Source organism: Streptomyces scabichelini (assembly GCF_011045015.1).
Classification (GTDB): Bacteria; Actinomycetota; Actinomycetes; order Streptomycetales; family Streptomycetaceae; genus Streptomyces; species Streptomyces scabichelini.
The window spans coordinates 1-13,205 of the sequence record NZ_JAAKZY010000263.1; the positions used below are offsets into that span (position 1 = coordinate 1).

The window sequence follows — 13,205 nt, forward strand, 5'->3', positions numbered from 1 at the left end:
CCGCCCGGTCGTCCTCGAACAGCTCCGGCACCCAGGGCGGCCGGCGATAGGCCGGCACCCGCTCGTCCTCCCAGGTCAGACCGTCCGGACCGGACAGGAGCGGGACGCGTGCGCCGTCGATGTCCCGGGGGCCCAGCGCCCTGAACTCGCCGTAACGGTAGTAAAGCGCACTCTGCCCGTACCGCTTGTCGGTCAGTACGTACGGACCACGGATCCCGGCGGTCACCGGCGCCAGACGGGCCAGCAGTTCCCTGCACTCCTGCGCGGAGCGCGGATAGAGGGTCATGACCTTGCCGATCTGACCGGGCGCCCACCACCGGGCCGTGCTCATCTTCACGAACCGCGTGGCCCGCAGGCACTTGAAGGCGAACGCCCCTCGGCCGAACTCCTCGCACACCGCGCGCAGGGCCACGTGGGCGTCCGCGGGGATCGCCGACAGATGGATCTTCCATCCGTGGTCGGGCAGCGGAGCGAGGCCGCTCGGCCGTACTCGCGCCCAGATTCCGTCGCGTTCGACGGCGTGTTCGGCAGGCAGCAGCGCCCCCAGCTCCTCCGCCAGGTCGTCGTCGGTGACGGTGCGCCCGACCGACTCGTAGAAGCGGCGGTCGGCCATGCCTGCGGCGAAGTAGTCGTTGAACCTGCGCATCACTTGCTCCCTTCCGGTAGTCATGGGCAGGGCCCGGGCCGGTCGGAACACGACCGGCCCCGGGCCCTGGGTCGTCAGGTCAGCAGTGGTCGCTGATGGAGCTCGTCTGACCGCAGCTGATCGCCTCGGTGCCGAACAGCCCCCGCTCGGTGTCATCCGCGATGACCAGCTCCACGAGGTCCAGGACGTTCTGCATGGTGGTTCACCTTTCATGAACGGCGGCCGCCTGCCTGTGCAGTGCGGCCGACGCACCGGTGGTGCGCCCGACCATGCTGTGCGGCGCCCGGAGGCCGCGGCATCGGTAGACGTTGCCCATGTCTGCCGCACGGGCTGCCCACCTCTGCCGCGGCGCCCTCTCGCCGGCTGCCGTCCGCCATCGCCGGCCGAGTGTGGTGAAAAGGCCGGCAACCGCTGCCCGTTGGGAGCCGCGACCAGGACGTTCACCGCCGGGCCGGCCGGGCCACGCCGTCGGGGCCCGTGTCTGTGCGTGGGTACGTTCTTCGGCAGCCGAGACGCGCGACGGGCGGGCCGCCCTCCTACGTCGGCTGTTCGACCGGTCGATGCCGCAAGCGGCGCAACTCGCGTAGACCGGGCGCCGCAGCGGCCTTTGCGATGCCACGATGCTGCGTATGCGGGGGAATCTGCTCGAACGAGACCGGGAATTCGGACAACTGCTGGCGGCGGTCGGCGAGGCCAGAGCGGGCCATGGCTCAGTGGCGGTGGTGGTCGGCGAGGCCGGCATCGGGAAGACCAGCCTGGTGCGGGCGTTCACCCGGGCCGTCAGTCCGGGTGTGCGTGTCCTGACCGGCGCCTGCGACGACCTGATGGCGCCCCGCACCCTGGGCCCGCTGCGGGACGCCGCCCGCGGCACGAAAGGACCCTTGGAGAGGGCTCTGGCCGGGGACTGCGCCGGGCAGGAGGTCTTCGCCGCGCTGTCCGAGGATCTGTCCGGGGCGCAGCCCGCAGTGCTGGTCGTCGAGGACGTTCACTGGGCCGACGACGCGACGATCGACGCGCTCACCCACCTGGTCGGGCGGATCGGTGAGCTCGGCGCCGTCCTGGTCCTCACCTTCCGCGACGACGAGGTGAGGGCCGACCATCCCCTGCAGCGCCTGCTCGGCGCCCTCGTCCGCGCCGCCACGGTCCGGATCCCGCTGCGGCCGTTGTCCCCGGCCGCGGTCACCTCGCTCGCCGCCGGCACCGGACGAGACCCGCAGGCGCTGTACGCGGTCACACGCGGCAACCCGTTCTACGTCACCGAGGTGCTCGCCGACGCCCCGGGCGCGGTGCCGGACACGGTCGCGGACGCCGTGCTCGCGCGGGGGCGGCTGCTCGGCGAGGACTGCCTCGCCGCACTGGAACAGCTGTCGGTGGTGCCCACCCACGTCGGCCTGGAGCTGGCCGACGCGCTGCTCGGCGACGGTCTGGACGCGCTGGCCGAGGCGGAGGCGCGGGGCATGGTCGAGGTACGCCCCCAGGGCCTGGCGTTCCGCCACGAACTCGCCCGCCGGGTGATCGAGCATGCCCTGCCCACGCTGCGCCGCCGCGCCCTCAACCGGACCGTGGTGCACGCTCTGCGCGCACAGCAGCGGCCCGACCTGGACCGCCTCGTCCACCACGCGGTCCAGGCCGACGACGCGGACGCCGTCGTCGAGTACGCGCCGCGCGCCGCACGTGAGGCGACCCGGGCCGGCTCCCACCGCCAGGCCCTCACACACTTCGAGGCCGTGCTGCGCCACCGGGACCGGTTCACCCCCGCGGAGCGGGCCCGGCTGATGGACGACTATGCCTGGGAGCTGTTCATCGCCCACCGTTTCGCCGACGCGGTGAACGCGGGGCGGGAGGCGGTACGACTGTACGGGCCGCTGCACGACCCCGTCCCGCTGGGCGAGGCCCTGGTCCGGCTCTCCCGCCATCTGTACATGACGGGCGCGACCGACGCCGCCGAGGAGGCCGCCGAAAGGGCCGTACACGTCCTCGAGCCGACCGGGCACGCCCCGGCCCGCTCCTTCGCACTGGCCCACCGAGGCGCCCTGTTCACGCTGACCGGCCACAGCGAGCGGGCCGTCCCCATCCTGTACCGGGCGCGCGATCTCGCCGGCCCGGCCGGCCGCTCCGATCTGGTCGCCATGTGCCTGAACTACCTCGGTGTGGCCCAGGCCGACCTGTGCGAACCCGCCCACGCCCAGCACCGCCTCCGCGAGAGCCTGGAGATGTCCCTGCGAAAGGGCCACCACGAAAGCGCTGCCCGCAGCTTCATCAACCTCGCCGAACTCCTCTACCGCTTCGGCGACTTGGCGGCCCTTGACCGGTACGTCGACGAAGGCCTGACCTTCACCCGGGAGCGCGGCTTCTGGGCGCACGCCTACCACCTCGATGTGCACCGATGCCTGTCCCTTGTACGGCGCGGTGAGACCACCGCCGCCGAAGAGGGGTTGCGCGCCCTGGTGGAGGACCGGCACGACCTGGGAATGCTGCACGTCTACAGCGTGCCGCCGTACGCTCGGCTGCTGGCACGGCGAGGCGAGGCACGGGCGGAGGCACTGCTCGCCGAGGCATGGCGCCGTGCGCTGCGGCAACGCTCCCTCCCCGGCCTGGCCTACGCGGGCATCGCCTACGCCGAGTGGGCCTGGCTCAGCCGCCGCCCAGACGTTGCCACGACCGTCCAGGACACACTGTTGCCCTATCTGAGCCAGCCCGGCAGGGCCCCCTTCCGGGCCGAACTGCTCTGCTATACCGCACGTTCCGGTCTGCCGACGGAGGCGTTCGACGGCTGCCCCGAGCCGTACGCGGCCAGTCTTCGCGGCGACTGGCGTGCGGCCGCCGAAGGCTGGGCCGGAGCGGGTATGCCCTACGAACAGGCCCTGGAGCTCGCCAGGTCAGGCGAACCGGACCTCACCCTGCGCGCACTGCGCCTCCTGGAGGACCTGGGCGCCCACGCCGCCGCGTCCCTGGTCCGCGAGCGGCTGCGGAGCCTCGGTCTTCGAAGGGCTCCGCGCGGCCCCGCCAGGGGAACCCGCGCTCACCCGGCGGGCCTGACCGCCCGTCAGTCCGACGTACTGGACCTGGTCGCCGAAGGGCTGACCAACGCTCAGATCGCAGGGCGGCTGGTCCTCTCCGTGCGGACCGTGGACCACCACGTCGCCGCGATCCTCGGCAAGCTGGGCGCCTCGTCACGGCGCGAAGCCGCCAAGACCGCACAGACCTTGGGGGTACTCCGGCTGGGCGCTCCCCTGCCCGGTCGATGACCATGCCAAGTGGCTCACAGCGCGGGGACGGTGCCCGGTTCGCCCGACCGGCAGCCCGGCCGATCCCTGGCCCGTCCGGGTACGGGATCTCAGATCACCGAGGTACCCGTACCACACCCTCCTGGATCACCGAGATCGCCAACTGCCCGTCCCGCGTATAGATCCGGGCCTGCCCGAGCCCCCGCCCACCCGACGCCGACGGCGACTCCTGGTCGTACAGAAGCCACTCGTCGGCACGGAACGGCCGGTGGAACCACATCGCATGGTCAAGCGAGGCCCCGACCACGTCACCGACGGCCCAGCCACCGCGCCCATGGGCGAGCAGGACGGAGTCGAGGAGCGTCATGTCGGAGACGTACGTGGCGAGGCAGACGTGCAGCAGCGGATCATCCACAAGCTTGCCGTTCGTGCGGAACCACACCTGCGAGCGGGGCTCCCGCGGCTCCCCGACGCTGGCGAAGGGCGGCGCGTCCACGTACCGGAGGTCGACGGCCGCCCGAGCCTCCAGCAGCCGTTCGAGGACGCCTGGTTCGTGGAACAGTCCGGCGTACGCCGGCAGCGTCTCCGCCGCGGTCGGCAGCGTTTCGGGGTCGGGCGAGCGCGGCATGTCGGTCTGGTGCTCCAGCCCCTCCTCGTACGTCTGGAACGACGCGGAGAGATGGAAGATCGGCTGCCCGTGCTGGACGGCGACGACCCGCCGGGTGGTGAAGGAACGGCCGTCGCGGATGCGGTCCACGGTGTAGACGATGGGCGCGCCCGGATCCCCGGCGCGCAGGAAGTACGCGTGCAGGGAGTTGGCGAGCCGCTCCTCGGGAACCGTACGCCCGGCGGCGACCAGCGCCTGCGCCGCGACCTGCCCGCCGAAGACGCGCGGGACGACGGAGGACTGGGACCGGCCGCGGAAGATGTCCCGCTCGATCCGCTCGAGGTCGAGCAGATCGAGCAGGGAGTCGAGTGCCTCGCGTGCCTGGCTCATGTTGTCGGTTGTACCGTGCACTGATTGCGGGCGGCTTACAGGCCCATGTCCTTGGCGATGATCATCTTCATGACCTCGCTGGTGCCGCCGTAGATCCGGTTGACGCGGTTGTCGGCGTACAGGCGGGCGATCGGGTACTCGTTCATGAAGCCGTAGCCGCCGTGCAGCTGGAGGCAGCGGTCGATGACGCGGTGCGCGACCTCGGTGCAGAACAGCTTGGCGCTCGCGGCCTCGGCCGGGGACAGCTCGTCCGCGTCCAGGGCTTCCAGCGTGCGGTCGGCGACGGCCTGCGCGGCGTCGACCTCGGCCTGGCAGGCGGCCAGTTCGAACTTGGTGTTCTGGAAGGACGCGACCGTCTTGCCGAAGACCGTACGGTCCTGGACGTACTCCTTGGCGAACCGGACCGCCGCCGCGGCCTGCGCGTACGCGCCGAAAGCGATGCCCCAGCGCTCCGAGGCGAGGTTGGTGCCCAGGTAGGCGAAGCCCTTGTTCTCCTCGCCCAGCAGATCCTCGACCGGCACCTTCACGTCGACGAACGCCAGCTCGGCGGTGTCGGAGGTCTTCAGACCGAGCTTGTCCAGCTTGCGGCCGACGGAGTAGCCCTCGGACTTGGTGTCGACGGCGAACAGCGAGATGCCGAAGCGGCGGTCGTCCTCGCGCGGGGCGGAGGTGCGGGCGCACACGATCACACGGTCGGCGTGCACACCGCCGGTGATGAAGGTCTTGGCGCCGTTGAGCACGTAGTGCGTGCCGTCGTCGGAGAGCTTCGCGGTGGTCTTCATGCCCGCGAGGTCGGAACCGGTGCCCGGCTCGGTCATCGCGAGGGCCCACATCTCCTCGCCGGAGACGAACTTCGGCAGCCACTTCTTCTTCTGCTCGTCGTTGCCGAGCATCTTGATGTAGGGCAGACCGAGCAGCACGTGCACACCGGAGCCGCCGAAGGAGACACCCGCGCGGGCGGTCTCCTCGTACATGACGGCCTCGAACTTGTACGAGTCTATGCCCGCGCCGCCGAACTCCTCGGGGACGCGGATGCCGAAGACGCCCAGCTCGGCGAGCTTGTAGTAGAAGTCGCGCGGAGCCTGGCCCGCGGCGAACCACTCGTCGTACACCGGGACGACCTCGGCCTCGATGAAGGCTCGCAGGGTCTCCCGGAACGCCTCGTGATCCTCGGTGAAGACGGTACGGCGCATCGTGTACGGCTCCTTGGCTCGCTGCTCGGTGTCCAAGCGTCGGTGTCCAAGCGCTGGGCATGTGTCTAAGCGCTTGCTCAGGAGCCACGCTACCCGCCGGTCACTACCGTCGTCCAGAGACGTAGGTCACCCTGGCGCACCTGCCGCCTCGAAAGCCCCCCGCGCCATCCGGTGCAGCAGCGCCGCCGTACCCGCCCGGCCGGGCAGCGCGCCGGGGCGCCCCAGGTGCGGCGTCGAGTTCAGCAGCCCGAAGACCGCGTGCACGGCGGCCCGGGCGGCCCGTTCCGCGAGGTCCGGGTAGACCTCGCGGACGACCTCCACCCACAGCTCGACGTACTGCCGCTGAAGCTGCCGCACGAGCTTGCGGTCGCTGTCGCGGAGGCGGTCGAGCTCACGGTCGTGCAAGGTGATCAGGGGACGGTCGTCGAGTGCGAAGTCGATGTGCCCTTCGACGAGCGAGTCGAGGACCGCCTCGGGGTCTCTCACGGACGACCCGGCCCCGTCGACCTCGGCGACCCGTCGCTTGGCGCCGGTCAGCAGCTGCCCGCTGATCCCCACGAGCAGCTCGGCGAGCATCGCGTCCTTGCCCGCGAAGTGCCGGTACAGGCCCGGTCCGCTGATGCCGACCGCCGCCCCTATCTCATCGACCCCGACACCGTGGAAGCCGCGCTCGGCGAAGAGCCGGGCGGCTTCCTTGAGGATCTGTTCGCGGCGGGTGGGGGCGTCGGTTCTGGTGGCCATGGAGGTAATTCTAGACAGGGAGGTTAGCGGTCGTTAACCTGAAGGAAATGCGTTAACGCTCATTAACAAGCTTCATGACGTTTCATGACGTAGGTGAGGGGACTGCGCGATGCAGGAAGCACCGGAGCTGACCAGCGCGGCCGACCCCGCGTCGGCCGCCTGGCAGGCCAACGAGGCGGCACACCGCGCGCTCGTCGACGAGCTGCGGCAGAAGCTGGCCACGGCCGGGCTCGGCGGCGGCGAGCGGGCACGCGCACGGCACACCGCGCGCGGAAAGCTGCTGCCGCGCGACCGCGTGGACGCCCTCCTCGACCCGGGCTCGCCCTTTCTGGAGCTGGCCCCTCTCGCCGCCGACGGGATGTACGACGACCAGGCGCCGGCCGCGGGCGTCATCGCCGGGATCGGGCGGGTGAGCGGCCGCGAGTGCGTGATCGTCGCCAATGACGCGACCGTCAAGGGCGGCACGTACTACCCGATGACGGTGAAGAAGCACCTGCGCGCCCAGGAGGTGGCGCTGGAGAACCGCCTCCCCTGTGTGTACCTGGTGGACTCCGGAGGGGCCTTCCTGCCCATGCAGGACGAGGTCTTCCCCGACCGCGAGCACTTCGGGCGGATCTTCTACAACCAGGCGCGGATGTCGGGGGCGGGGGTTCCGCAGATCGCGGCCGTCCTCGGCTCGTGCACGGCGGGCGGCGCGTACGTCCCCGCCATGAGCGACGAGGCCGTGATCGTGCGCAACCAGGGCACGATCTTCCTCGGCGGCCCGCCCCTGGTGAAAGCCGCGACGGGAGAGGTCGTCACCGCCGAGGAACTGGGCGGGGGCGAGGTCCACGCGCGCGTGTCGGGTGTCACCGACCACCTCGCGGAGGACGACGCCCACGCGCTGCGGATCGTCCGCACCATCGTTTCCACGCTCCCCGCGCGCGGGGCACTGCCCTGGTCGGTCGCCCCGGCCGTGGAGCCGAAGGTGGACCCGGCCGGGCTGTACGGCGTGGTGCCGGTGGATTCCCGCACCCCCTATGACGTACGCGAGGTCATCGCGCGCGTGGTCGACGGCTCGCGTTTCGCGGAGTTCAAGTCGGAGTTCGGGCAGACGCTGGTGACGGGTTTCGCGCGGGTGCACGGGCACCCGGTCGGCATCGTCGCCAACAACGGCATCCTGTTCTCCGAATCGGCCCAGAAGGGCGCCCACTTCATCGAGCTGTGCGACCAGCGCGGGATCCCGCTGGTGTTCCTGCAGAACATCTCCGGCTTCATGGTGGGGCGTGACTACGAGGCGGGCGGCATCGCCAAGCACGGCGCCAAGATGGTCACGGCGGTGGCCTGTACGCGCGTACCGAAGCTGACGGTGGTGATCGGCGGGTCGTACGGCGCGGGCAACTACTCGATGTGCGGCCGGGCGTACTCGCCGCGCTTCCTGTGGATGTGGCCGGGCGCCAAGATCTCCGTGATGGGCGGCGAACAGGCCGCGTCGGTCCTCGCGACCGTCAAGCGCGACCAGTTGGAGGCGCGCGGGGAGTCCTGGCCCGCCGACGAGGAAGAAACCTTCAAGGAGCCGATCCGCGCACAGTACGAGCGTCAGGGGAACGCCTATTACGCGACGGCCCGGCTCTGGGACGACGGGGTCATCGACCCGATGGAGACCCGGCAGGTACTGGGGCTCGCCCTGACCGCCTGTGCCAACGCGCCCCTGGGTGAGCCCCAGTTCGGCGTCTTCAGGATGTGACGGGCTGTGAGGGGACGGACGACACGATGAACATGTTCGACACGGTGCTTGTGGCCAACCGGGGTGAGATCGCCGTACGGATCATCCGTACGCTGCGCTCGCTCGGTGTGCGCTCGGTGGCGGTGTTCAGCGACGCGGACGCCGACGCGCGGCATGTGCGGGAGGCGGACACGGCCGTACGGATCGGTCCTGCGCCGGCGGGTGAGAGCTATCTGTCGGTGGAGCGGCTGCTGGAGGCCGCCGCTTCGAGCGGGGCGCAGGCGGTGCATCCGGGGTACGGGTTCCTCGCGGAGAACGCCTCGTTCGCGCACGCGTGCGCCGACGCCGGGCTCGTCTTCATCGGTCCGCCCGCGGAGGCGATCTCTCTCATGGGCGACAAGATCCGCGCCAAGGAGACGGTGCAGGCGGCCGGGGTCCCTGTGGTGCCGGGCGCCGCCGACCCCGACTTGGAGGACGCGGCCCGCGAGCTGGGCGCTCCCGTGCTGCTCAAGCCGTCGGCGGGCGGCGGCGGCAAGGGGATGCGCCTGGTGCGCGACCTGTCGGCGCTGACCGAGGAGATCGCGGCGGCCAGGCGCGAGGCGCGGGCCTCCTTCGGCGACGACACGCTGCTCGTGGAGCGGTGGATCGACCGGCCCCGGCACATCGAGATCCAGGTCCTGGCGGACGGCCACGGGAACGTCGTCCATCTCGGTGAGCGCGAGTGCTCCCTCCAGCGCCGGCACCAGAAGATCATCGAGGAGGCGCCTTCGGTTCTCCTGGATGAGGAGACCCGCGCGGCCATGGGCGCGGCGGCGGTCGAGGCGGCGCGCTCCTGCGGGTACGAGGGCGCGGGCACGGTGGAGTTCATCGTGCCGGGTGAGGATCCCTCGTCGTACTTCTTCATGGAGATGAACACGCGGCTTCAGGTTGAGCATCCGGTGACCGAGATGGTGACGGGGATCGATCTCGTCGAGTGGCAGCTGCGGGTCGCGGCGGGTGAGCGACTGGCTTTCGGGCAGGGCGACATCTCCCTCACCGGGCATGCCATCGAGGCGCGGATCTGTGCGGAGGATCCGGCGCGGGGGTTCCTGCCGTCCGGCGGCACGGTGCTCGCCCTGCGCGAGCCGCAGGGTGACGGCGTGCGTACGGATTCCGGGCTGAGTGAGGGTACGGAGGTCGGTTCGCTGTACGACCCGATGCTGTCCAAGGTCATCGCGTACGGGCCTGACCGGGCGACTGCTCTACGGAAGCTCCGGGCTGCCCTTGCCGGGACGGTGACGCTGGGGGTGCCGACCAATGCGGGGTTCCTGCGGAGGCTGTTGGGTCATCCGGCTGTGGTGGCGGGGGAGTTGGATACGGGGCTGGTCGAGCGGGAGGTGGATGGGCTCGTCTCGGGTGAGGTGCCGGGTGAGGTGTATGTGGCGGCTGGGTTGCTGCGACAGGCGGGTCTCTTCCCCAATCCCACCCCTTCCCGGCTGTATCAATTTGCGGCTCCGCCGCGTGGGGGGCTTCGCCCCCAGACCCCCTATCGGCCTGAACGGCCTCGTCCTCAAACGCCGGACGGGCTGAGTGGTGTGGGCGACAGCTGGGTTGATCCCTTCTCCGTACCCAGTGGGTGGCGGCTCGGCGGCACTCCCGCCTGGACCGTGCACCACCTCCGCGTCCCCGGCCACGATCCCGTCGAAGTGCGCGTACGCGGCACCCTCCGCGACGCGGAAGTCTCGTGGGGGTCTGGGGGCCTGCCCCCAGTTTCGGGAAGGGGCGGGCTTGGGGAAGAAAACCCACCCACCCGCACCGGCACCGTCACCCTCCACCTCAACGGCGTACGCCACACCTTCCACCACGCCGGACCCTGGTTCGGCCGCGACGGCGACGCCTGGAACGTCCAGGACCACGACCCCGTAGCCGCCTCCCTCACCGGCGCGGCCCGCGCCGGTGTCGACTCCCTCACCGCCCCCATGCCCGGCACCGTCACCGTCGTGAAGGTGGCCGTCGGGGACGAAGTGGCCGCCGGGCAGAGCCTGCTGGTAGTGGAGGCGATGAAGATGGAGCACGTCATCTCCGCCCCGCACGCCGGCACGGTCACCGAGCTGGACGTCACACCGGGCACGGCCGTCGCCATGGATCAGGTACTGGCGGCCATCGCCCCGCACGAGGAGGTGAAGGAATGACCGTGCAAGGACTCCCCATGGTCGTACCGGCCGAGGAGCTGCCCGCCCGCGTCCGGATCTACGAGGTCGGCGCCCGCGACGGCCTGCAGAACGAGAAGGCCACCGTCCCGACGGAGACGAAGGCGGAGTTCATCCACCGCCTCGCCGACGCGGGCCTGACGACCATCGAGGCCACCAGCTTCGTCCACCCGAAGTGGGTGCCCCAACTGGCGGACGCGGAAGAGCTGTTCCCCCGCGTCAGCGAACTCCCGGTCGCCCTCCCCGTCCTCGTGCCGAACGAGCGCGGACTGGACCGCGCCCTCGCTCTGGGCGCGGACCGTATCGCCGTCTTCGCGAGCGCCACGGAGTCCTTCGCGAAGGCCAACCTCAACCGGACGCTGGACGAGGCGCTGGCCATGTTCGAGCCGGTGGTCGAGCGGGCCAAGGCGCAGAACGCCCACGTCCGCGGCTACCTCTCGATGTGCTTCGGCGACCCCTGGGAGGGCCCTGTCCCGGTTCCCCAGGTCGTACGGGTCTGCAGGGCCCTGATGGACATGGGCTGCGACGAACTGAGTCTCGGCGACACGATCGGCGTGGCGACCCCGGGCCACGTACAGGCACTCCTCCTCGCGCTCAACGAGGCAGGCGTCCCCACGCACAACCTCGGCGTGCACTTCCACGACACCTACGGCCAGGCCCTCGCCAACACCCTCGCGGCGCTTCAGCACGGGGTCACGACCGTCGACGCATCCGCCGGAGGCCTCGGCGGCTGCCCCTTCGCCAAGTCCGCCACCGGCAACCTCGCCACCGAAGACCTCGTGTGGATGCTGCGGGGCCTCGGCATCGACACCGGAGTCGACCTCGACCGTCTCATCGCCACCAGCGTGTGGATGGCCGACCGACTGGGCCGACCCAGCCCGTCCCGCACCGTACGCGCCCTCTCCCACAAGGAGCAGTGAAAGAACGATGGACCACAAGCTCTCCCCGGAACTCGAAGAACTCCGGCGCACGGTCGAGGAGTTCGCACACGACGTCGTCGCCCCGAAGATCGGCGACTTCTACGAGCGGCATGAGTTCCCGTACGAGATCGTGCGGGAGATGGGCAGGATGGGCCTGTTCGGGCTGCCGTTCCCGGAGGAGTACGGCGGCATGGGCGGCGACTACCTGGCGCTGGGCATCGCGCTGGAGGAACTGGCCCGCGTGGACTCCTCGGTGGCCATCACGCTGGAGGCGGGCGTCTCGCTGGGCGCGATGCCGGTCCACCTCTTCGGCACGGAGGCCCAGAAGCGGGAGTGGCTGCCCCGCCTCTGCACGGGCGAGATGCTCGGCGCCTTCGGCCTGACCGAACCCGACGGCGGCTCGGACGCGGGAGCGACCCGTACGACGGCCCGCCTCGACGAGGCGACGGACGAGTGGGTGATCAACGGCACCAAGTGCTTCATCACCAACTCCGGTACGGACATCACGGGCCTGGTCACCGTCACGGCGGTCACCGGCCGCGCTCCGGACGGCAAGCCGCACATCTCGTCGATCATCGTCCCGTCCGGGACACCCGGCTTCACGGTGGCGGCCCCGTACTCGAAGGTCGGCTGGAACGCCTCGGACACCCGCGAGCTGTCCTTCGACGACGTCCGCGTCCCGGCCGCGAACCTGCTCGGTGAGGAGGGCCGCGGTTACGCCCAGTTCCTGCGCATCCTCGACGAGGGCCGTATCGCCATCGCGGCTCTGGCGACGGGTCTGGCGCAGGGCTGCGTGGACGAGTCGATCAAGTACGCCAAGGAGCGCCACGCCTTCGGCCGGCCGATCGGCGCGAACCAGGCCATCCAGTTCAAGATCGCCGACATGGAGATGAAGGCCCACACGGCCCGTCTGGCCTGGCGCGACGCGGCCTCCCGCCTGGTGACCGGCGACCCCTTCAAGAAGGAGGCGGCCCTCGCCAAGCTCTACTCCTCCACCATCGCCGTGGACAACGCCCGCGACGCCACCCAGATCCACGGCGGCTACGGCTTCATGAACGAGTACCCGGTGGCCCGCATGTGGCGCGACTCCAAGATCCTGGAAATCGGCGAGGGCACGAGCGAGGTCCAACGCATGTTGATCGCCAGGGAGTTGGGTCTGGTGGGCTGACCATCCATCTCCACCGTCTCTCCACATGAGAGCGCCTGATGAAGGCTCGGGGGAGACCCTGCGTAACGTCCCATGTACGCAGTAGGTTCTGATCCACGCGCGCGGCTACACGGCCGCGCGCGTTCTGGAGCCAGGTGAGGGGAGAACCGTGCGTCCCGGAGACGAGTTCGCCGGCCGCTATGTCCTCAAGGAGGTCATCGGCGTAGGGCGGAGCGGTGATGTGTGGCGGGCCCACGACACGGTGGTGGGGCAGGACGTCGCGCTGAAACCGGAGCGGCTCGAGGGCGACCGTGAGACCGCGGTGCGGCGGCTGCTGGGCGAGCCGCGCGCCATGGCCAAGTTCCGCGACCATCCGCATGTCGTGACCCTCTTCGACGTCGTGACGGTGCGACAGGACGCGGACGGGGACGGGGATGGGG

Annotated in this window: 9 protein-coding genes and 1 pseudogene; 6 read left to right on the top strand and 4 right to left on the bottom strand. The window is 70.7% G+C overall.

Features of this window, described 5'->3' with window-relative positions:
• Window positions 1–646: class III lanthionine synthetase LanKC N-terminal domain-containing protein (locus G5C60_RS44555; protein WP_478503905.1), on the bottom strand; the 646-nt coding region annotated here is incomplete at its 3' end.
• Between the two features lie 620 nt (window positions 647–1,266).
• Between G5C60_RS44555 and G5C60_RS44560 the strand changes: the two genes are divergently transcribed.
• Window positions 1,267–3,894, top strand: coding sequence for an ATP-binding protein (locus tag G5C60_RS44560; RefSeq protein ID WP_206440776.1), 2,628 nt, complete (start codon window positions 1,267–1,269; stop codon window positions 3,892–3,894).
• A gap of 94 nt (window positions 3,895–3,988) precedes the next feature.
• On the opposite strand, the gene tesB is transcribed toward G5C60_RS44560, so the two are convergent.
• From tesB to G5C60_RS44575, 3 genes are all read right to left on the bottom strand, one after another.
• A complete protein-coding gene (tesB, locus tag G5C60_RS44565) occupies window positions 3,989–4,870 on the bottom strand; it encodes an acyl-CoA thioesterase II (RefSeq protein WP_165268908.1) in 882 nt (293 codons plus the stop codon).
• A 35-nt stretch (window positions 4,871–4,905) separates the two neighbouring features.
• Entirely contained in the window at window positions 4,906–6,063 is a 1,158-nt protein-coding gene (locus tag G5C60_RS44570) for an acyl-CoA dehydrogenase family protein (protein ID WP_165268910.1), read from the bottom strand.
• A 126-nt stretch (window positions 6,064–6,189) separates the two neighbouring features.
• Window positions 6,190–6,804: an SACE_7040 family transcriptional regulator gene (locus G5C60_RS44575; protein WP_165268912.1), complete on the bottom strand. Its 615-nt coding sequence runs from the start codon at window positions 6,802–6,804 to the stop codon at window positions 6,190–6,192.
• A 109-nt stretch (window positions 6,805–6,913) separates the two neighbouring features.
• Between G5C60_RS44575 and G5C60_RS44580 the strand changes: the two genes are divergently transcribed.
• The 5 genes and pseudogenes from G5C60_RS44580 to G5C60_RS44600 form a co-directional block, all read left to right on the top strand.
• Entirely contained in the window at window positions 6,914–8,530 is a 1,617-nt protein-coding gene (locus tag G5C60_RS44580; RefSeq protein ID WP_165268914.1) for a carboxyl transferase domain-containing protein, read from the top strand.
• A 32-nt stretch (window positions 8,531–8,562) separates the two neighbouring features.
• The gene (locus tag G5C60_RS44585; RefSeq protein ID WP_165268920.1) at window positions 8,563–10,680 is read left to right on the top strand and encodes an acetyl/propionyl/methylcrotonyl-CoA carboxylase subunit alpha; all 2,118 of its coding nucleotides are present in this window, start codon (window positions 8,563–8,565) and stop codon (window positions 10,678–10,680) included.
• Entirely contained in the window at window positions 10,677–11,618 is a 942-nt protein-coding gene (locus G5C60_RS44590) for a hydroxymethylglutaryl-CoA lyase (protein WP_165268916.1), read from the top strand. Before G5C60_RS44585 ends, G5C60_RS44590 begins: the two co-directional genes overlap by 4 nt.
• A gap of 7 nt (window positions 11,619–11,625) precedes the next feature.
• Window positions 11,626–12,786, top strand: a complete 1,161-nt coding sequence (locus G5C60_RS44595) for an acyl-CoA dehydrogenase family protein (protein WP_165268918.1) — start codon at window positions 11,626–11,628, stop codon at window positions 12,784–12,786.
• Between the two features lie 148 nt (window positions 12,787–12,934).
• Window positions 12,935–13,205: pseudogene (locus G5C60_RS44600) on the top strand (serine/threonine-protein kinase); the annotation flags it as partial.

Coding starts and splice junctions, on each gene's coding strand:
- tesB (WP_165268908.1), bottom strand. CDS start 4,870: ATGAGCCAGGCACGCGAGGCACTCGACTCCCTGCTCGATCTGCTCGAC.
- G5C60_RS44560 (WP_206440776.1), top strand. CDS start 1,267: ATGCTGCGTATGCGGGGGAATCTGCTCGAACGAGACCGGGAATTCGGA.
- G5C60_RS44595 (WP_165268918.1), top strand. CDS start 11,626: ATGGACCACAAGCTCTCCCCGGAACTCGAAGAACTCCGGCGCACGGTC.
- G5C60_RS44590 (WP_165268916.1), top strand. CDS start 10,677: ATGACCGTGCAAGGACTCCCCATGGTCGTACCGGCCGAGGAGCTGCCC.
- G5C60_RS44585 (WP_165268920.1), top strand. CDS start 8,563: ATGTTCGACACGGTGCTTGTGGCCAACCGGGGTGAGATCGCCGTACGG.
- G5C60_RS44580 (WP_165268914.1), top strand. CDS start 6,914: ATGCAGGAAGCACCGGAGCTGACCAGCGCGGCCGACCCCGCGTCGGCC.
- G5C60_RS44570 (WP_165268910.1), bottom strand. CDS start 6,063: ATGCGCCGTACCGTCTTCACCGAGGATCACGAGGCGTTCCGGGAGACC.
- G5C60_RS44575 (WP_165268912.1), bottom strand. CDS start 6,804: ATGGCCACCAGAACCGACGCCCCCACCCGCCGCGAACAGATCCTCAAG.